The following is an 18,889-nucleotide window of genomic DNA, read 5'->3' as shown; positions in this document are numbered from 1 at the left end:
ACAGTGGCGAAAACCGGAAACGCGTCACCGCTATCGCCCTGGAGAGAACATGGACCGTGGAGACAGAATCGAGCCCAGTGCGTTGTTTCCCGTGAAACATCCGCCGGGACGCTTCGTCGAGGTCGACGGCCAGCGCCTCCACGTACTCGTGCGCGGCTCCGGCCCCACGGTCGTCCTGTGCGGCGGACTCGGCAGCAACTGGTTCGACTGGCAGGACACCGTCGACATTCTGGGCCACAAGCACCACGTCGTGGTCATCGACCGTCCCGGCTTCGGACTCAGTGATCCGCTTCCCGCCGGTGTCACCCCCACCGTGCGGGGCGAAGCCGAACGCATTCTCGGAGTTCTCGACGCGCTCGGCGTCACCGAACCGGCGGTGGTTGCCGGCCATTCGATCGCAGGCTTCTATGCCGAGGCTGTCGCCCGGCTGTACCCGTCGCGCATCCGCGGGGTTCTGCTTCTCGACTCCAGCGCCGAATCCGACCCGCGACGCATCATCCCGGCGGCCGTACGCATCGAGGCCGCACGCAGGATCGCAGCGGTGCTCAGTGGAACCGGCCTGCAGAAACTGGTCGGCCCCCGCGTTCGACGCGTCCTCAATCAAGCAACGCCGCCCGACGGCATACCGCAGGAAACGTTCGACTGGGTGGACGACATCTACCGCCGGCCCACCTATCTCGCCGCCGCGCTGACCGAGGACGTCGTGTATCCGGATCTCGCTGTCGAACTGAATCGCATTCGTAAGAAGTTTCGACTCGACGTGCCCGTCATCGTGGCAGCCGCACATACAGGACGACCGTCCCCGTGGGGCAAGCGATGGATACGAACGCAGCGCAAACTCGCTGCCTACCTGCAAGCGGATTTCACCGTCGTCATGCCCGCCCATCACCACGCCATGATCGACAAACCTGCCGAGGTCGCGGCCCTCATCGCCGAACTGGTGTGAACTCCTCGCGGCGACGCACGTAACGTGTGTCACCGAGCCCGCAGCCCAAGACCCGAGCCGAAGCTCGGCGATGGCGCGGTAGCACGAGAGGAAATTGAAGATGGGTGCGATCAGCACGACGCAGGGACGACAGTCGAAACTACTCGGACTCGGCGTTCACCGCCCCGAGCGAGTCGTGACCAACGACGAGATCTGCGAATTCATCGACTCGAGCGACGAGTGGATCCAGACGCGATCGGGAATCAAGAACCGGCGCTTCGCCGATCCCAAGGAAAACGTCGTGGAGATGTCCATCGCGGCAGGCCGTAAGGCCCTCGAAGCCAGCGGAATCACGGCCGACCAAGTCGACACCGTCATCGTCGCCACGTCGACTCATCTCGAGCTGACCCCTCAGGCCGCCGCAAAGGTGGCACACGGCCTCGGCACCAAGGGACCGGCCGCATTCGACATCTGCGCCGGCTGCGCAGGCTTCTGCTACTCCCTCGCCGTCGCATCGGACCTGGTCAAGGCCGGAACGTCCAAGTACGTCCTGGTCATCGGTGCAGAACAGCTCAGCGTCACTACCGACCCCTACGACCGCACCACACGATTCATCTTCGCCGATGGCGCCGGTGCCGTGGTGGTCGGACAGAGCGACGAAACCGAGATCGGGCCCGCCGTCTGGGGCTCGGACGGCTCGCAATCCGACGCCATCGTCCAGACAACCGACTGGTACGACTACATCACCGAGGAAGGCCTCGAGCGACCCTGGATCCGGATGAACGGAATCTCCGTCTTCCGCTGGGCCGCATTCGAAATGGGCAAAGCTGCGCAGCGTGTCCTCGACGTCGCCGGCATCAAAACCGACGAACTGCACGCCTTCATCCCCCACCAGGCCAACAGCCGCATCACCGAACTGCTGGCCAAGAGCCTGAACCTCGCCGACGGCACCCCGGTCGCCAACGACATCGCCGAGACCGGCAACACATCGGCAGCCTCGATTCCCCTGGCCATGGAAGAACTACTGCGCACCGGCAAAGCAAAAGCAGGAGATACCGCACTCCTCCTCGCCTTCGGAGCCGGACTCTCCTACGCCGGACAGGTAGTCAAACTCCCCAACCTGTAGTCGACGCCCCCACCTGGACTCGACGCGATTCCCACCGCGCCCGGATCCCCCCAGTGCACTCGATGTGACATTCAGTGGCCTTTTTGGCAGTCAATGGCACATCGAGTGGACTTTGGGGGTCGGTGTGGGCGGAAGCAGGACCGGAGCGGGGGTCGAGTCGTAAGGTTGTTGCATGCCGAAGCCCCCGTTGCCTGATGATGCAGTGGAATTGTTGAAGAAGCCGAATCCCGCGGTCATGGCTGTGGTTCGTGCCGATGGAACGCCGATCACCGCACCCACTTGGTATTTGTGGGAGGACGGGAAGATCGTGCTCAATTTCGACGCGTCTCGGAAGCGTCTCGAGCACATCCGGGCCAATCCGAAGGTCTCCATTTCGGTGTTGGACGAGGCCAGTTGGTACACGCATGTGACGGTGCACGGCTCGATCGAGTTGCAGGACGACCCGAATCTGGTGGATATCGATCGCATTTCGACGCATTACACCGGGAATCCGTATCCGGTTCGGGATCAGCCTCGGGTGACCGGATACGTGACCGTCGACGCGTATGTGGGCTGGGGCAAGCTCGGGACGTAGCCACTGCGTGCGCTCTTGCGGCGGAGGTGTCGAAGTGTCAAACTCCCGCAATGGTGAATCCGCAGGGCGAGGGCAGCGATCCGTTCGACGCATCCGACAAGGATCAGCCGTATCCGGGCCAGCAGCAGTACCCGCCGTACCAGAACCCTCAGTACCAAAACCCCGAGTTCCAGAACCCTCAGTACCCCAACACCCAGTACCAAAATCCCCAATACCAAAATCCCCAGTACCCCAACCCGCAGTACGGGAATGCGCCGTATGCGGGCGGGTATCAGACGCCCGCACCCACGAACACGCTGGCGATCGTCTCCCTCGTGTTGGCGATTCTGGGTCTGACGTTTCTGCCACTGATCGCGTCGGTGTGCGCCGTGGTCTGCGGCCACCTGTCGCGTGGTCAGATCAAGCGCACCGGCGAGGGCGGATCCGGGTTCGCTACGGCAGGCCTGGTGGTCGGGTACGTATCGATCGCGCTGTTCGTCATCGTGGTGGGGGCCATCATTCTGTTCGCGGTGGCGGCGTCGACCTCATCGACCTACTGAGACTGGCCGCGCCAGCCGACGGCCCAGGCACGCAGCCCAAATTCCTGCGACGACGGCCAACGCAATGACGAACAGCGCCAACGCGTTCCATCCCAGGGACTGGAAGACCACGCCGCCGAGCCAGCCGACGATGGACGAGCCACCGTAGTAGAAGAGGTTGTACAGCGAGGTCGCCTGCGCGCGGCCGTGTACTGCGCGTTGGCCGGTCCATCCCGACGCGATGGCGTGGGCGGCGAAGAAGCCCATGGTCAGGATCACCAGGCCGATCAGGATCACGGCGAGGTTCGACGCCATCGTCAACGCCACTCCGACGATCATCGTGGCGGTGGCTCCGGCGAGAACTGCTGATCGTCCGTGCTTCGTCGCCAGCTTCCCGCCCACTCGGGACGAGACGGTACCGCTCAGATACGCCACGAAGATCAGGCTGATCAGCGATTGCGGTAGCCCGAAAGGAACGGCCTCGAGCCGGAATCCGAGGAAATTGTAGATCGCGACGAACCCGCCCATCAGCAGGAAGCCCTGGCCGTACAGCGCCAACATTCCCGGCTCGCGTAGATTCACCCACAGCCGACTCGGCAGGTCGCGAATTTCGCTGTGTGCCAGTGTCGTTCGCGGTTTCGGGGCCAGCCACACGAAGAGCGCGGCGGCCAGCGCAGCAATCAACGAGACGGTCAACGTGCCGATACGCCAGTTGGTGTATTCCGCAACGGGTCCGGCGACGATACGGCCCAGCAACCCGCCCAGCGTCGTCCCCGAAACATAGGTGGCGGCGGCGAGTGCGGTGTGACTGCGGTGCACTTCCTCACTGAGGTAGGCGATCGCAATCGCCGGAAGTCCGCCCAGTGCAGCACCTTCGAAGAATCGAACGACCAACAGCACCTCGAGCGAGGGCGAGAGCGGAACCAGCAGACCCAGCGTCGTCGCAACGAGGATCGAGGCCGTCATCGCCCGCACTCGGCCGATGCGATCGGCGGCCACGGACCAAGGAATCACCGACACTGCCACCCCGACCGTCGCGAGACCGACGGCCAGCGAGGACTGCGACGGCGTGATGTCGAGGTTCGCGGCGATCAGCGGCAGAATTCCCTGCACCGAATACAGCTGAGCGAAGGTCGCGACTCCGGCGAACAGCAATGCCAGCACCAACCGTCGGTACTCGCGCGATCCCCTGGGGTGTCCCTCCCATCCGAGGACGTCGGTACGCGTCGTAGTCATACCGATCACGTTAGAAGTGCTCACTACATTCGTCCAATGCATGAGACATGTCCAATCGATACGGCAGAGCTATGATTCGACCATGCGGCGCGAAACGATCGAGCTGTTGCCCCTACTGCCGACGCTCGTCGCGGTAGCCGACACCGAGCACATCACCGACGCCGCCCACGTTCTCGGCGTTCCACAACCCACCGTCAGCCGTCAGGTCGCTCGCGCGTCGGCGATCCTCGGCGTCGACATCGTGGAACGACGCGGCCGCGGCATCGTGCTCACCAGCGCCGGACGCGTGTTGATCCCGTACCTGCAGCGAGCGTTGAGCAACCTCGACGCCGGCATCGACGCCATGACCGAGCACGACGCCCGAGCCAGGGGCCGCATCGCCGTGGCGTTCCAGAACACTCTGGGCGAGGACGTCGTACCCGCGCTGATCCGCCAGTTTCGCGTCGACCACCCGGCCGTCACGTTCGATCTGGACCAGGGCGCACGCGCGCGCTGCCTCGAGCGGCTCGCCGATGGGGTGTCGGACCTGGCGTTCGTATCTCTCAGCGCCGAACACACCGACGCCAATTCGTTCCAGCTCTACGACGAGCGGCTGATGCTCGTCGTGCCCTCCGATCACCGCTTTGCGTCGAGAAGAACCGTCGATCTCGCCGACACTGCAGACGAGAACTACATCGCGATGGGCCACGGCTTCGGAATGCGATCGATCTGCGACGAGTTGTGGGCCGACGCCGGCTTCAGCCCGCGCATCGCATTCGAGGGCCAGGACACCCACACCGTGCGCGGACTGGTCGGTGCCGGTCTCGGGATAGCCATCCTGCCGCGAATCCGTGCGCACGGCGGTGAGGGCGGGACCGTCGACGTCGGCCTCACCCAACCCGCGGCACGCAGGCGCATCGGCATGGTCTGGAATCCCCGAGCCGACCTTCCGCGCCAAGTGGCCAGTTTTCGGTCGATGGTGCAACGCAGCGGTCGAACACTCGTGATTAGGTGAGTCGATGCAACTGGTTCTGGTGCGGCATGCGCTGCCGCAGCGTTCGGAGACCTCGGCCGATCCTGCTCTCGCCGAGCTCGGCGTCGAACAATCCCGGCGAGTGCCGGATGCCGTGGCCCGGTTCCCGATTTCTCGAATCGTCGCGAGTTCCCAGCTCCGCGCCGTTCAGACGGCACAGCCGTTGGCCGATCGGCTCGGTCTGACCGTCGAACCCGACGAGCGCTTGACCGAATACGATCGCGATTTCGGCGGCTACGTCCCGATCGAAACGGCCAAGACCGAGTTCCGCGAGGCCTTCGATCGCATCAAGGCCGGGCATCTCCCCGAACAGGTCGACGAGCACGCGTTTCGTCAGCGCGTGCTGGCCGGGGTGGCCGACATCGTGTCGGCGAGCAAGCACAACGACACCGTCGCACTCTTCGCCCACGGCGGCGTCATCAACATCCTGCTGCAGGACATCCTGCACACCCCGAAGGTCCTGGGTTTTCCGATCGACTACTGCTCGGTGACGCGCATTCTGTTCTCGCGGAGCGGTGCGCGATCGGTGTCCTCGGTGAACGAAACCGAGCACGTATGGGACCTGCTACCTCGCAATCGGCAATCCACAGAGACCTCTTAAAATCCCAGGTCAGCACCATCGAACACGGCGTTTGCGATTGCTCGTCGGTTCGGAACGCCGTCAGCGGCAGTTAGCCTCGAACTCATCATGGGTGAACTGCGTATCTTCCGACGTCCTGCCGTTGCTCTCACCGCACTGGCGTTTCCACTGGTGGCAGTCGGTGCTTTCGCACTCGGCACCGGCTACGACCTCGGCGGCGAGTCCGCTCCCGACACGACCACGGTCGCGGCCGAGACCGAGCAGGCACCGGCATCCGAGCAGGCGTCGGCAGATCCCCTGGCTGCGGCGCGGACCAGTCTGAACAGCGCGTCACTTCCCATCACCTTTCTCTCCAGTGGTATCGGTCAGCTGACTGCCGGCGGAACGCAGCTCAACGACGGCGTCGGGCAGCTCGCCGACGGCATCACCCAGGCTCACGACGGAACCATCCAGCTCGCCGACGGGTTCGGGCAGTACCGCGACGGCATCGGCCAGCTCGGTGACGGCGCATCGCAGATCAGCGGTGGCGTCGACCAGGTGGTCGACCAGCTCACCGGATTCGGAGCTCTGCAGGCCGACTTCACCGCAAAGCTCGCCGCCACCGCGGACCAGGTCGATCGCTTTCCACACCCGGGATCCGACGCCATCTCCGGGGAAATCCGGGGCGTCATCGACACCCTGAACACACAGGCCTTCGGTCCGGATACGCTCGCGCAGCTGCAGACCCTCAAGGGTGGCGCTCAGCAGCTCTCGACCGAACTGAACGACCCGAACAGTCAGTTCCTCGGTGCCACCGCGCAGCTCGGCGACGCGACCGTGCAGTTGCGGGACGGACTCGGCCAACTCGACGACGGCGGCCAGCAGCTCAAGGCCGGCACCGATCAGCTAGTGACGTCGGTCAAGCCGGTCGAGGGAATCGTCAACGGCATCGCCACCAACGTGCGTGACGCCTCCGCGGCACTTCCGCAGGGAGGCGCAGCCGCCACCGACGACGCCACCTCCGATCAGAACGTCGCCGCCACGTCGACGAGCACCGGCACCGGTGCCACCCCGTACCTGATCGCCGCCCTGGTGGCCCTCGGAGCCCTCGGCTGCGTCAGCCTCGTGCGGGTCCTGGGCAGGGATACCAAGCCGCGCTGGCTCGCCGTCGGAGCGGCCGTCGCCGCGGTGGGCGTCAGCGCCGCATTCGCGTTCGCCTTCGCCACCGACGCCGCCATCGGACCGGTGATCGGAGCGGGCGTGTTCCTGATCGTCTCCGCCGCGGCATATCTCGCCGCAGCGGGCGCAATTCAACGCGTCCTCGGTGCTGTGGTGGGTCAGATCGTCAACGTTGTCGCCCTCGCGGTGCAGGTCGTCGTCTGCGGCTTTGCGTACGCATCGACGGCACCGATCTGGGGCGACCTCGCCGCATTCATGCCGATGAGCTACACCGCCGCCGGTGCCCGCATCATCGCGTCGGGCGAGATGAGCGGGACCGGGTGGCTGGCGATCGGTGCCACAGTTGCTCTGCTGGCTGTCTCGGCACTCGTGTACGTCAGCGCGCGGGGTGACTCAGCCGACGGGCCGGAGCGGGTGGATAGCGGGCGGGGCAGCGAGATGGGCACCGAACTCGCTTAGAGCCTGCTGCAGATGTGGAGTCTGCATGTGACCGTCCAGGTCCTCCTGCGACTTCCACAACTCGACGGTGACGAAGGTTCCCGGCTCGACTACCGACTCGAACAGCTCGTACGAGATGTTGCCCTCTTCCTTCCGGGTTTCGGCCACCAGGGCCGACAAGCCGTCGCGCACAGCGTCGATAGCGTCGGGCTTGGCGATGATCGTCGCGACAACCTGCAGATCGTTGCTCATGAGGTGATGTTTCCTTCTCTCGGCGAGTCCCACTTTCCTCACCGAACGTACTCCCGACACCCCTAAGCTGAGGTGTCCGTACGGAAAGGGAAGTCACAGTGAGCCACAGGACCACCGAGCAACGCGCCACCAAGAAGGATTGGCTCGGCCTCGCAGTCCTGGTGGTACCCATTCTCGTCGTGTCGATGGACATGTCGGTGCTCTATCTGGCTCTGCCGTTCATGACGGCCGATCTCGAACCCACCAGCAATCAGACGCTGTGGATTCTCGACATCTACGGATTTCTCCTCGCCGGCCTGCTCATCACCATGGGCTCTCTCGGTGACCGCATCGGCAGGCGGACCCTCCTGATGATCGGCGCAGTCGTGTTCGGTGCGGCGTCACTCGCCGCTACGTTCTCCACGTCCCCCGAGATGCTTCTCGTCGCACGCGCCCTGTTGGGGATCGGCGGGGCGACCATCGCGCCGAGCACATTGTCGTTGATACGCAACATGTTTCACGACCCCGCTCAGCGCAAGGAAGCAATCGGACTGTGGACCGCAGGGTTCGCCGGCGGAGCCGCAGTAGGCCCCGTCATCGGAGGTGTTCTGCTGGAACATTTCTGGTGGGGTTCGGTGTTCCTGATCAACATTCCGATCATGGTGGTGCTCTTCGTCGCGGCACCGCTGCTGGTCCCCGAGTTCAAGGATTCGGACCCCGGAAGATTCGATCCGATCAGCGTGATACTCGCAATCTCCTCGATGCTCTCGATCGTCTATGCCATCAAACACGGCGCGCAGGAAGGGATCGACGCAGCAACGATCACCACGGCCGTGCTCGGGCTGGCGCTGGGCACGGTATTCGTCGTCCGGCAACGGAAGGCAGCGAATCCGCTCATCGACGTGACGCTCTTCGCCGAACGAGCCTTCAGCGCAGCGGTTGTGGTGCAGTTCCTCGTCATCTTCGCCATGACCGGGTTCAGCCTGTTCGCTTCGCAGTACCTGCAACTCGTCGTAGGCCTCGGACCGCTCGAAGCCGGACTGTGGCTGCTGATACCTGCCGTTGCGGCGGCGGCCGGCGCCGTTCTTGCGCCGACACTGAGCAAGGTGATCAGGACCGGCACCATCATCGCCGGGGGCCTGCTGTTCATCGCCTTCGGTTGCGCGGCAATGGTCTTCGTTGCTGCCGACTCGGGCCTGCCGTTACTGCTCACCGGGATGGCCCTGTTGACGTTCGGAATCGGAGCGGCGTCGACCCTCAACTCCGACATCGTCCTCACCGCCGCCGCACCCGAGAAGGCCGGTGCCGCATCGGCATTGTCGGAAACCGGAGCCGAATTGGGCGGGGCCGTCGGCATCGCGATCCTCGGCACGATCGGCAGCACCGTCTACCGCCACCGCATGGAAGACGTCATCCCGGTCGGCACGCCCGCCGAGATCGCCGATCCCGCCAGAGAAACCATCGGCGGTGCCATCGCCGTCGCCGACTACCTACCGGAACCGTTCGGCTCGCAACTGACCGCCGTCGCCAACTCGTCGTTCATCGACGGCTTCATTTTGGCGGCCGGATGGAGCGCTGGTCTGATGGCCGTCAGTGCGGTGGCTGTCTTCGTGCTACTTCGCCGTCAGACCGCGTCGGAGAGATAGCGCGCCAACCAGCGCGTCGCGGACTGGCCGTTGTCGACGTCGTAGCTCTGGTATTCCTGATGGATTCCCGAGCGGTAGAACGCTTCGATCTCCCGGCTGCGCTGTTCGTTCGCCTGGTCGGTGAGCTGACCCTGCAGAACCGGAAGGCCCCCGGCCGCCGCCAAGTCCGCGATCAACGACTGCGCTTCCTGCGAGTACTGATCGGCTACATCGGGCGCGGGGTTGGAGGAGACAGCGAGGAAGCCGGCCAGACGCGCCACGTAGTCGTCCTTCGGCGTCGAGCAGTACAGATCGCCGACGGCACAGAACGTCCGTACCACAGGGCTGACGTAACCGAATCCGCCGACGCGGGGTCCACCGACCCCGGTGCCCACCACGGCAGGCCCGACCAGAGCGTCGGTGTCGGAGCGCTTGGGATCCGAGATCAGACCCACCGCCACCACCTTGTCGGCAGGCACAACACCGACCCCGGTGCCGATCGCCGCGGCGAGATCACCGGCCGCGTCGGCTCCCTGGCTGTAGCCGATGATGCCGAGTTTTGTTGCCCCACAGCGATCTGCCATCGCCTTCAGCATCCCGCCGGCATTGGTGACCGCAGCTGCGCGCGACTGCCCGTAGACCTCGCCCTCCCACGGGAACGCGGTGGCGGGATACGAGACGTAGTCGGTGCGAATGTCGTCGCCGAGACGATCGGTGACGTCGGTGAGCATCCCCGGCTTCGGTGCGGCACCAGAGCTGGTCTCCCACGTTCCCGGAATGGCCACGACGTACATGGATGGGCAATCGCCCGGATCAGCTGCGGCGGGCGATGCTCCGACGACCAGACCGGATGCAACCGCTGCAGCGACGCCGACACCGGCGCAGATCTTCTTGACACTCATGGGGAGGGGGCCTCACTGGGTGATCGAACGCTTCGTTGTTCGATACCGACAATGCCATGGGCCTGTGACCATCAGATGCCTACATGGTTAACGGACGTAACCGTATGGCGGATTCTCGGCACCCACCCGGGGGATCAATGTGAGATTCAGTCGCTCAGAATGCAACAAAGGGACATTGATCCCACCGGAGGCGGTCGAGTGTTGTCTACCGCTGCGGTGCCTGGGTGGGCACGATCGGCGACGGCAGTGCCGTTGCTCCCTGCAGGAAGGTGTCGACGGCGGCCGCGCAGGAGCGGCCCTCGGCGATGGCCCACACGATGAGCGACTGGCCGCGGCCCATGTCTCCGGCAACGAAGACGCCGGGGACGTTGGTGACCCACTCGTTGGTGCGCTCCACGTTCCCGCGCTGGTTGAAGTCGACGCCCAGGTCGGTCAGCAGACCGCCCTTGTCGGGTCCGACGAATCCCATGGCGAGCAGAACGAGATCGGCTTCGAGGGTGAACTCGCTACCCTCGACCTTCTCGAACTTGCCGGCCTTGAACTCGACCTCGCAGGCCTCGAGTGCGGTGACCTTGCCGTCTTCGCCGACGAAACGCTCGGTGTTGACGGAGAAGACGCGCTCGCCACCCTCTTCGTGTGCGGACGCGACGCGGTACATCAGCGGATACGTCGGCCACGGGGTGGACGTTGCACGCTCCTCGGGCGGCCGCGCCATGATCTCGAACTGGTGGACGCTCTCCGCGCCCTGACGGTGCGAGGTGCCCAGGCAGTCGGCTCCGGTGTCGCCGCCGCCGATGATGACGACCTTCTTGCCCTCGGCACTGACGGGCGGCGCAGCGAAGTCGCCCTGCTGGACGCGATTGGCGTGCGGCAGGAACTCCATGGCCTGGTAGATGCCGTCGAGCTCGCGGCCCTCGATGGGCAGGTCGCGCCACGCGGTGGCGCCGCCGGACAGCACCACTGCGTCGAACTGCTCACGCAGTTCGTCGGCCGAGATGTCAACGCCCACATCGACACCGGTGCGGAAGACGGTGCCCTCGGCCTCCATCTGCGCGAGCCGTCGATCGATGTGGCGCTTCTCCATCTTGAACTCGGGAATGCCGTAGCGCAGCAGTCCTCCGATGCGATCGGCACGCTCGAACACCGTGACGGTGTGGCCTGCGCGGGTGAGCTGCTGCGCTGCAGCAAGTCCCGCGGGTCCGGACCCGACGACGGCAACGGTCTTACCGGTCAGGTGCGTCGGGTAGACCGGCGTGACCCAGCCCTCTTCGAAGGCCTTGTCGATGATCTCGACCTCGACCTGCTTGATGGTGACCGGATCCTGGTTGATGCCCAAGACACACGACGCCTCGCACGGAGCCGGGCACAGCCGCCCGGTGAATTCCGGGAAGTTGTTGGTGGCGTGCAGTCGATCGATGCTGTCGCGCCAGCGATCCTTGAACACCAGGTCGTTCCACTCGGGAATCAGATTCCCGAGAGGACAACCGTTGTGGCAGAACGGAATACCACAATCCATGCACCGGCTGGCCTGGGTACGCAGAGTGTCCTTCGAGAAGTCCTCGTAGACCTCTTTCCAGTCCATCAGGCGCAGATCGACGGGCCGCCGCTTGGGTACTTCGCGAACCGTGTTCTTCAAAAATCCCTGTGGGTCACCCACGAGCTGCCTCCATGATCGCTTCGTCCACGTCCGCGCCGTTCTTCTCGGCTTCGGAGATGGCCAGCAGTACCTTCTTGTAGTCGCGAGGCATGACCTTCACGAAATGGTTCACCTGCTGTGACCAGTCCGCGAGGATCCGCTCGGCCACCTCGGAGCCGGTCTGCTCCTGGTGACGGGTGACGATGTCCTTCAACCAGGTGAATTCGTCGCCCTCGAGCTCGTCGATGTCGACCAGCTCGGTGTTGAGGTTGGCCTCGAACGTCTTGTTCGGATCGAAGATGAACGCGACGCCGCCGGACATACCGGCACCGAAGTTACGGCCCGTCGTGCCGAGGATGACCACCTTGCCGCCGGTCATGTACTCGCACCCGTGGTCGCCGACGCCTTCGACGACGGCCTCCGCGCCGGAGTTACGTACGGCGAAACGCTCGCCGACCACACCTCGGATGAGAGCCTCGCCGCTGGTGGCACCGAACAGGAAGACGTTGCCGCCGATGATGTTGTCCTCGGCGACGAATCCCTTGGGAGCACTCAACGACGGCCGCAGCACGAGATGTCCACCGGACAGTCCCTTGCCGACGAAGTCGTTGGCGTCACCCTGCAGGCGCAGCGTCATTCCCGACGGGACGAACGCACCGAAGCTGTTGCCGGCCGAGCCGGTGAACGTGATGTCGATGGTGTCGTCCGGGAGCCCGACGCCGCCGTACGCCTTGGTGACCTCGTGTCCGAGCATCGTTCCGACGGTGCGGTTGACGTTGGTGATCTTGGATTCGAAGACGACCTTCTCGCCCTTGTCCAATGCGTCGCGGCTGGCCGCGATGAGCTGCTGATCCAGAGCCTTGTCGAGGCCGTGATCCTGAACCCCGGTGTTGTAGAGGTTCTGGTTCATGAAAGCAGATTCGACCTCTTCGAGGATCGGCGACAGATCCAGCTTCGACGCCTTCCAGTGCTCCTTGGCAGCGGTGGTGTCGAGCAGACCGACCTGTCCGACGGCCTCGTCGAGTGTGCGGAACCCGAGCTCGGCCATGAGCTCGCGAACCTCCTCGGCGATGAACATGAAGAAGTTCTCGACGAACTCGGGCTTGCCCGCGAAACGCTTGCGCAGCAACGGGTTCTGCGTAGCAACGCCGACGGGGCAGGTGTCGAGGTGGCAGACACGCATCATGATGCAGCCCGAGACCACGAGCGGAGCGGTGGCGAAACCGAACTCCTCGCCGCCGAGCAACGCGGCAACCATCACGTCGCGGCCGGTCTTCAGCTGGCCGTCGACCTGTACGACGATGCGGTCACGAAGACCGTTGAGCAGCAACGTCTGCTGGGTCTCGGCCAGGCCGAGTTCCCACGGTCCACCTGCGTGCTTGACCGACGTCAGCGGCGTCGCGCCGGTGCCCCCGTCGTGGCCCGAGATGAGCACCACGTCGGCGTGAGCCTTGGACACACCGGCCGCGACCGTTCCGACGCCCACCTCGGAGACCAGCTTCACGTGGATGCGGGCCTGTGGGTTGGCGTTCTTCAGGTCGTGGATCAGCTGCGCGAGATCCTCGATCGAGTAGATGTCGTGGTGCGGCGGCGGCGAGATCAGACCGACGCCTGGCGTCGAATGCCGAACCTCGGCGACCCACGGGTACACCTTGTGCGCCGGAAGCTGGCCGCCCTCACCGGGCTTGGCTCCCTGCGCCATCTTGATCTGGATGTCGGTGCAGTTGGTCAGGTAGTGCGAGGTGACACCGAAGCGTCCCGACGCGACCTGCTTGACGGCCGACCGTCGCCAGTCCCCGTTCTCGTCGGGGGTGAACCGCGAGACATCCTCGCCGCCCTCACCGGAGTTCGAGCGTCCACCGAGACGGTTCATCGCGATCGCGAGGGTCTCGTGCGCCTCGGCCGAGATCGAGCCGTAGCTCATCGCGCCCGTGGAGAAACGCTTGACGATCTCGCTCGCCGGCTCGACCTCGTCGATCGAAATGGCCTGTCGCTCTTCGGTCTTGAAGCGGAACAGACCGCGCAGCGACGCGAGACGCTCGGACTGGTCGTCGACCATCTTCGTGTATTCCTTGAAGACGTCGTACTGACCGGTGCGGGTGGAGTGCTGCAGCTTGAACACGGTGTCGGGGTTGAAGAGGTGGTACTCCCCCTCGCGGCGCCACTGGTACTCGCCGCCCGTCTCGAGCTCACGGTGCGCGCGTTCCTGACGGTTGTCGAGGTAGGCGACCGCATGTCGCGCTGCGACGTCGTCGGCCACCTGATCGAGATCGATGCCGCCGAGGTGGCTGTTGAGGCCGGTGAAGTACTCGTCGACCAGTTCCTGCGAGAGGCCGATGACCTGGAACAACTGCGCTCCGGTGTACGACGCGAGCGTCGAGATGCCCATCTTGGACATCACCTTCAGCACGCCCTTGCCTGCGGCCTTGATGTAGTTGCCGACGGCCTTGTCGAACTCGATGCCCGTGAGTGCGCCGCGCTCGATCATGTCCTCGATCGACTCGAACGCCATGTACGGGTTGACCGCTGCGGCACCGAAACCGATGAGCAGAGCCATGTGATGGACCTCGCGGGCGTCACCGGACTCGATGATCAGGCCGACCTTGGTACGGGTCTTCTCCCGCACCAGGTGATGGTGCACCGCGGAGGTCAGCAGCAACGACGGAATCGGAGCGAGCTTCTCGCTCGACTCACGGTCGGAGAGCACGATGATCCGTGCCCCGCCCGAGATCGCAGCGGAGACCTGAGCTCGGATGGCCTCCAACGACTTTCGGAGACCTTCGCCGCCCTCGGCAACCGGGTAGAGGCCGCGCACGACCACCGAACGAAGTTCTTCCTGCGTGCCTTCGTCGTTGATGTGCACGAGCTTGGCGAGATCGTCGTTGTGCAGGATCGGCTGCGGCAGCACGATCTGCTTGCAGCTCTCGGCATCCGGGTTGAGCAGATCGCCCTCGGGGCCGATCGTGCCGCCGAGGCTGGTGACGATCTCCTCGCGGATCGCGTCGAGCGGCGGGTTGGTGACCTGCGCGAAAAGCTGCGAGAAGTAGTCGAACAACATCCGCGGGCGAGCCGACAGCACGGCAATCGGGGTATCGGTACCCATGGATCCGATAGCCTCGGCACCGGACTTCGCCATCGGCGAGACCAGCACGTTCAGTTCCTCGGTGGTGTACCCGAAGATCTGCTGACGGATGAGCACGCGATCGTGCGGCATGTGCACGTGCGGGCGCTCGGGCAGATCGTCGATCGAGGTCAGACCCTCGTCGAGCCACTGCTGGTACGGATGCTCGGCGGCGAGCTCGTCCTTGATCTCGTCGTCGGAGACGATGCGGCCCTGTGCGGTGTCCACCAGGAACATCCGGCCCGGCTGCAGCCGAACCTTGCGGACGACCTTGGACGGGTCGATGTCGAGAACGCCGACCTCGGACGCCATGACGACCAAGCCGTCGTCGGTGACCCACAGCCGGCTCGGGCGCAGGCCGTTGCGGTCGAGGACCGCTCCGATGACGGTGCCGTCGGTGAAGCACACCGATGCCGGTCCGTCCCAGGGCTCCATCAGCGAGGAGTGGTACTTGTAGAACGCCCGACGCGCGGGGTCCATGGACTCGTGCCGCTCCCATGCCTCGGGGATCATCATGAGTACGGCGTGCGGCAGGCTTCGTCCACCGAGATGCAGCAGCTCGAGTACCTCGTCGAAACGTGCTGTGTCGCTTGCTCCGTGGGTAACCACGGGGAAGATCTTCTCGAGCGCCTCGGAGCCGCCGAACACGTCGGACGTGATGAGCGCCTCGCGGGCACGCATCCAGTTCTCGTTGCCGGTGGCGGTGTTGATCTCGCCGTTGTGCGCGACGCGCCGGAACGGATGCGCCAGCGGCCAGGACGGGAACGTGTTGGTCGAGAAGCGCGAATGCACAAGCCCGAGTGCACTTTCCACGCGCTCGTCCTGCAGGTCGAGGTAAAAGCCCTTGAGCTGAGGAGTTGTCAGCATGCCCTTGTAGACGAAGGTCTGCGAGGACAGCGAAGGGAAGTACACGGTCTCGCGACCGGGGCCGTCCTTGCCCGCACCCTCTTCGCCCAGCTCGTGCTCGACGCGCTTGCGGATGACGAACGCGCTGCGCTCCAGGTCGAGATCGGTGACCGATGCGTCGGGAGCAGCGAGGAACAGCTGACGGAAGGTCGGCATCGCGTCGCGCGCGAGCGCGCCGAGTGACGAATCGTCGGTGGGAACCTCACGCCAACCGAGAACCGTCATGCCCTCGCTCTCGACGATGCGCTCGACACCCTCGCAGGCACGTGCCGCGTCGCTGCGGCCCTGCGGCAGAAATGCGACACCGGTTGCGTAGGCACCGGGAGCGGGAAGCTCGAAATCTACGACGGCGCGGAAGAACGCGTCCGGAACCTGGATCAGAATGCCTGCACCGTCACCGGTGTTCGGTTCGGAGCCGGCGGCACCGCGGTGCTCGAGGTTGACCAGTGCGGTGATCGCCTTCTCGACGATGTCGCGACTGCGGCGACCGTGCATGTCCACCACGAACGCGACACCACAGGAGTCGTGCTCGTTGACGGGATCGTAGAGGCCTTGCGGGCCCGGAGTGTGCTTCATACCTAGCCTTCGGATAAGTCCAGCCTTGAAACTCGTCGGCGACGGTGTGGTGTAACCGGCTGCTCGAACGGCCTGCGGTGCGTCCTCGCCGTTGAAGCAGCACCTGTCGATCGTCGACGCTTTTCCTCTGCACGAGCGGGTGAGCTCATGGTAGAAAAGTGAGGGTCTCGACGGATCCGGCCGTGGTGAGGCCGATCCAACTACGAACGATAAGTCAGCACCTGGGTACCCCCGCAAATAAGGTAAGCCTATTATCGGCTCTCACCTGCGAATTTCCCCACATCGGTCGACGTATCGGCCCCCTCTCGAGACGGCGGGGACGCGACGGCCGAAAAGTACACGCGTGTAAGACGATCGGACCGCAACCGCATCGAAAAAACTGGCCGCAGCGATCGAGATCAGCTGCGGCCAGTGTGGTGGGCGGAGGGGGACTTGAACCCCCACGTCCCGAAGGACACTGGCACCTGAAGCCAGCGCGTCTGCCATTCCGCCACCCGCCCGGGTGACGGCGAGAACACTAACACGCACCCTGCCGCGCTCGAAAATCGCGGCCTCGCGTCGTCCGGAGCGAACGGCGGCAGGCGGTCTGCGTCGGCGGCACCGTATATCATGCTTGAAGCGCGACCTCGTGATGACACGCGGCTGTCGCACCCTGCGCACCTGCAGGCACCACACGGTGGAAGAACACAGTGAGAGGAGGGGTCACGATGGGCATCGTTCAACGTTTCGAGCGCAAGCTCCAGGGCGCTGTCGGCGACGTCTTCGCCCGCGTGTTCGGCGGTGGCGTCGTACCGGCCGAGGTGGAAGCGGCGCTCCAACAAGAAGCGTCGGATCTGGTTCGGCCCCTCGACGGCGGCCACTACCTGGCACCCAACAGCTACGTGATCACCATCAACAGCTCGGACCACGACGAGCTCGCAGGCGATCGAGAACTCACGGTCAAGGCATTTTCCCGCCACCTCGACGATTACATCCGCGATCAGGGGTGGCAGACCTACGGTGACGTGGTGGTTCGCTTCGAACCGTCGCCCACTCTGCACACCGGTCAGTTCCGGGCCAGTGGCTCGGTCGACCCCGATGTGGGACGATCGGCGACTGCTGCACGAAACCCGACTGCGCAGCACGGCGCGTCGGCCGAGCAGAACGTATCGGCCCAGCAGAACGTATCGGCCAAGCCGGCACGAAGTCCCGTCCCTTCAGCTACGCAGCGACCGTCTGCCCCACCGATGTCGATACCAGGAGCCGGCCACATGACGCAGAACCCAGGCTACGACCCGCAGCGCGACCCCGCGGACGGTCATCGTCCCGATCCGCGCGCTCGCAACGGTTACGCCGGTGGCCAAGATCCCCGCTACGCCGCGCGTGAGCAGAACGGCTACGACGCCCAGGCGTACGCGCCTGCCGATTACGATCCGCGCTACGACCAGCAGCAGCCGTACAACGGTCAGGGCTACGACGAGCAGCAGTACGCCGAGCAGGGCCAGGCATACAGCGCGGCCGGCGGCCAGGACCAGGGTTACGACCCGCACGCCTACGGCAATGCCAACGGTCAGGACCAGGGATACGACGCCCAGGGCTACAACGCGCAAGGCTACGACGCACAGGGGTACAACGCGCAGGGGTACGACGCCCAGGGCTACCAGTACAACGGTGCCGACGGCGGTGCCTACTCCGAGTCCCCGTACCAGGAGCAGGCCTACAGCGACCCGGCCGGGCAGTACGCCGAGCCCCAGGCCGCCGGGTATCAGCAGCCCGGCTACCAGCAGCCTGCATACGACTACCCACCTGCCCCGGCTGCCTACGGTCGCGGCTACCCGCAAGGCGCGGGCGATCGTAACGACGGGTACGGCTACGACCAGCCCGCCGCGTACGCCGGTCAGGCTCAGTCGCTCGCAGCCACACTGCAGCTCGAGGACGGCAGCGGCCGTTACTTCCAGCTCCGTGACGGTCAGAACATCATCGGCCGCGGCCAGGACGCCCAGTTCCGGCTGCCCGATACCGGTGTCTCGCGGCGGCACATCGAGATTCGCTGGGACGGCCGAGTGGCCATGCTCTCCGACCTCGGCTCCACCAACGGCACCACCGTCAACGGTGCCCCGGTTCAGGACTGGCAGCTGGCCGACGGTGACGTCATCAGGGCCGGACATTCCGAAATTCTGGTCCGGATCGTCTGACACAAGGGGATAGGAGTGGAGCCCGCGGAACGACCGAGAACGGGCTACCAGGCACGAGCGATGGTCGACTCTCGTGCTCGTCCACCCGAATGTCGTCCACCCGAGCGGCTTCACCCTATGATGCTGCGAGACAACCATGTCTGCCGCGCCG

At 64.9% G+C, this 18,889-nt stretch carries 14 protein-coding genes and 1 tRNA gene; 9 read left to right on the top strand and 6 right to left on the bottom strand.

Features of this window, described 5'->3' with window-relative positions; all coding sequences use genetic code 11:
* Positions 1 to 49 precede the first annotated feature (49 nt).
* The 4 genes from ACQR3T_RS10540 (at position 50) to ACQR3T_RS10525 (ending at position 3,164) form a co-directional block, all read left to right on the top strand.
* Positions 50 to 946: an alpha/beta fold hydrolase gene (locus tag ACQR3T_RS10540; protein WP_196249152.1), complete on the top strand. Its 897-nt coding sequence runs from the start codon at positions 50 to 52 to the stop codon at positions 944 to 946.
* Positions 947 to 1,046: 100 nt separating this feature from the next.
* The gene (locus ACQR3T_RS10535; RefSeq protein ID WP_032378786.1) at positions 1,047 to 2,051 is read left to right on the top strand and encodes a beta-ketoacyl-ACP synthase III; all 1,005 of its coding nucleotides are present in this window, start codon (positions 1,047 to 1,049) and stop codon (positions 2,049 to 2,051) included.
* Positions 2,052 to 2,223: 172 nt separating this feature from the next.
* Positions 2,224 to 2,625, top strand: coding sequence for a PPOX class F420-dependent oxidoreductase (locus ACQR3T_RS10530; protein ID WP_032401644.1), 402 nt, complete (start codon positions 2,224 to 2,226; stop codon positions 2,623 to 2,625).
* Between the two features lie 50 nt (positions 2,626 to 2,675).
* Complete coding sequence (locus ACQR3T_RS10525) at positions 2,676 to 3,164, top strand: DUF4190 domain-containing protein (RefSeq protein WP_428693348.1); 489 nt, start codon at positions 2,676 to 2,678, stop codon at positions 3,162 to 3,164.
* Here ACQR3T_RS10525 and ACQR3T_RS10520 read toward each other — a convergent pair.
* Positions 3,150 to 4,379, bottom strand: a complete 1,230-nt coding sequence (locus tag ACQR3T_RS10520; protein ID WP_428693347.1) for an MFS transporter — start codon at positions 4,377 to 4,379, stop codon at positions 3,150 to 3,152. The genes ACQR3T_RS10525 and ACQR3T_RS10520 overlap by 15 nt on opposite strands.
* Before the next feature lie 82 nt (positions 4,380 to 4,461).
* Between ACQR3T_RS10520 and ACQR3T_RS10515 the strand changes: the two genes are divergently transcribed.
* From ACQR3T_RS10515 to ACQR3T_RS10505, 3 genes are all read left to right on the top strand, one after another.
* Positions 4,462 to 5,373 carry a LysR family transcriptional regulator gene (locus tag ACQR3T_RS10515; RefSeq protein WP_428693346.1) on the top strand — a complete coding sequence of 304 codons (912 nt, stop codon included), beginning with the start codon at positions 4,462 to 4,464 and terminating at the stop codon, positions 5,371 to 5,373.
* Between the two features lie 4 nt (positions 5,374 to 5,377).
* Entirely contained in the window at positions 5,378 to 5,992 is a 615-nt protein-coding gene (locus ACQR3T_RS10510) for a histidine phosphatase family protein (protein WP_428693345.1), read from the top strand.
* Positions 5,993 to 6,079: 87 nt separating this feature from the next.
* Positions 6,080 to 7,588, top strand: a complete 1,509-nt coding sequence (locus ACQR3T_RS10505; protein ID WP_428693344.1) for a phage infection protein — start codon at positions 6,080 to 6,082, stop codon at positions 7,586 to 7,588.
* Here ACQR3T_RS10505 and ACQR3T_RS10500 read toward each other — a convergent pair.
* Positions 7,523 to 7,819, bottom strand: coding sequence for a putative quinol monooxygenase (locus ACQR3T_RS10500; protein ID WP_428693343.1), 297 nt, complete (start codon positions 7,817 to 7,819; stop codon positions 7,523 to 7,525). The two genes, ACQR3T_RS10505 and ACQR3T_RS10500, sit on opposite strands and share 66 nt — an antisense overlap.
* Before the next feature lie 98 nt (positions 7,820 to 7,917).
* Between ACQR3T_RS10500 and ACQR3T_RS10495 the strand changes: the two genes are divergently transcribed.
* The gene (locus ACQR3T_RS10495) at positions 7,918 to 9,444 is read left to right on the top strand and encodes an MFS transporter (protein ID WP_428693342.1); all 1,527 of its coding nucleotides are present in this window, start codon (positions 7,918 to 7,920) and stop codon (positions 9,442 to 9,444) included.
* Here ACQR3T_RS10495 and ACQR3T_RS10490 read toward each other — a convergent pair.
* The 4 genes from ACQR3T_RS10490 to ACQR3T_RS10475 all read right to left on the bottom strand — a co-directional run bounded on the left by ACQR3T_RS10490 (position 9,423) and on the right by ACQR3T_RS10475 (position 17,064).
* Positions 9,423 to 10,325 carry a cutinase family protein gene (locus ACQR3T_RS10490; RefSeq protein WP_032378779.1) on the bottom strand — a complete coding sequence of 301 codons (903 nt, stop codon included), beginning with the start codon at positions 10,323 to 10,325 and terminating at the stop codon, positions 9,423 to 9,425. The two genes, ACQR3T_RS10495 and ACQR3T_RS10490, sit on opposite strands and share 22 nt — an antisense overlap.
* 205 nt (positions 10,326 to 10,530) lie before the next feature.
* Positions 10,531 to 11,982, bottom strand: a complete 1,452-nt coding sequence (locus ACQR3T_RS10485; protein ID WP_094616198.1) for a glutamate synthase subunit beta — start codon at positions 11,980 to 11,982, stop codon at positions 10,531 to 10,533.
* Positions 11,975 to 16,564 carry a glutamate synthase large subunit gene (gltB, locus tag ACQR3T_RS10480; RefSeq protein ID WP_428693341.1) on the bottom strand — a complete coding sequence of 1,530 codons (4,590 nt, stop codon included), beginning with the start codon at positions 16,562 to 16,564 and terminating at the stop codon, positions 11,975 to 11,977. The genes ACQR3T_RS10485 and gltB overlap by 8 nt, the downstream gene beginning before the upstream one ends.
* A gap of 414 nt (positions 16,565 to 16,978) precedes the next feature.
* Positions 16,979 to 17,064: transfer RNA gene (locus ACQR3T_RS10475), tRNA-Leu, on the bottom strand.
* A gap of 207 nt (positions 17,065 to 17,271) precedes the next feature.
* Here ACQR3T_RS10475 and ACQR3T_RS10470 point away from each other — a divergent pair.
* On the top strand, positions 17,272 to 18,738 hold the full coding sequence (locus tag ACQR3T_RS10470) for an FhaA domain-containing protein (RefSeq protein WP_428693340.1): 1,467 nt from the start codon (positions 17,272 to 17,274) through the stop codon (positions 18,736 to 18,738).
* Positions 18,739 to 18,889 lie beyond the last annotated feature (151 nt).

The sequence above is a fragment of the Rhodococcus sp. IEGM1428 genome, from assembly GCF_050321865.1.
In the GTDB taxonomy this organism is placed as follows: Bacteria; Actinomycetota; Actinomycetes; order Mycobacteriales; family Mycobacteriaceae; genus Rhodococcoides.
The sequence above is the reverse complement of the archived record's forward strand: the minus strand, read 5'-3'. Positions and strand labels throughout refer to the sequence as shown.

What these genes read in the sequence shown, in the direction of transcription:
- ACQR3T_RS10535 (WP_032378786.1), top strand. Translation starts at nt 1,047, where the DNA reads ATGGGTGCGATCAGCACGACGCAGGGACGACAGTCGAAACTACTCGGA.
- ACQR3T_RS10525 (WP_428693348.1), top strand. Translation starts at nt 2,676, where the DNA reads ATGGTGAATCCGCAGGGCGAGGGCAGCGATCCGTTCGACGCATCCGAC.
- gltB (WP_428693341.1), bottom strand. Translation starts at nt 16,564, where the DNA reads ATGAAGCACACTCCGGGCCCGCAAGGCCTCTACGATCCCGTCAACGAG.
- ACQR3T_RS10505 (WP_428693344.1), top strand. Translation starts at nt 6,080, where the DNA reads ATGGGTGAACTGCGTATCTTCCGACGTCCTGCCGTTGCTCTCACCGCA.
- ACQR3T_RS10540 (WP_196249152.1), top strand. Translation starts at nt 50, where the DNA reads ATGGACCGTGGAGACAGAATCGAGCCCAGTGCGTTGTTTCCCGTGAAA.
- ACQR3T_RS10530 (WP_032401644.1), top strand. Translation starts at nt 2,224, where the DNA reads ATGCCGAAGCCCCCGTTGCCTGATGATGCAGTGGAATTGTTGAAGAAG.
- ACQR3T_RS10490 (WP_032378779.1), bottom strand. Translation starts at nt 10,325, where the DNA reads ATGAGTGTCAAGAAGATCTGCGCCGGTGTCGGCGTCGCTGCAGCGGTT.
- ACQR3T_RS10520 (WP_428693347.1), bottom strand. Translation starts at nt 4,379, where the DNA reads ATGACTACGACGCGTACCGACGTCCTCGGATGGGAGGGACACCCCAGG.
- ACQR3T_RS10500 (WP_428693343.1), bottom strand. Translation starts at nt 7,819, where the DNA reads ATGAGCAACGATCTGCAGGTTGTCGCGACGATCATCGCCAAGCCCGAC.
- ACQR3T_RS10515 (WP_428693346.1), top strand. Translation starts at nt 4,462, where the DNA reads ATGCGGCGCGAAACGATCGAGCTGTTGCCCCTACTGCCGACGCTCGTC.
- ACQR3T_RS10510 (WP_428693345.1), top strand. Translation starts at nt 5,378, where the DNA reads ATGCAACTGGTTCTGGTGCGGCATGCGCTGCCGCAGCGTTCGGAGACC.
- ACQR3T_RS10470 (WP_428693340.1), top strand. Translation starts at nt 17,272, where the DNA reads ATGGGCATCGTTCAACGTTTCGAGCGCAAGCTCCAGGGCGCTGTCGGC.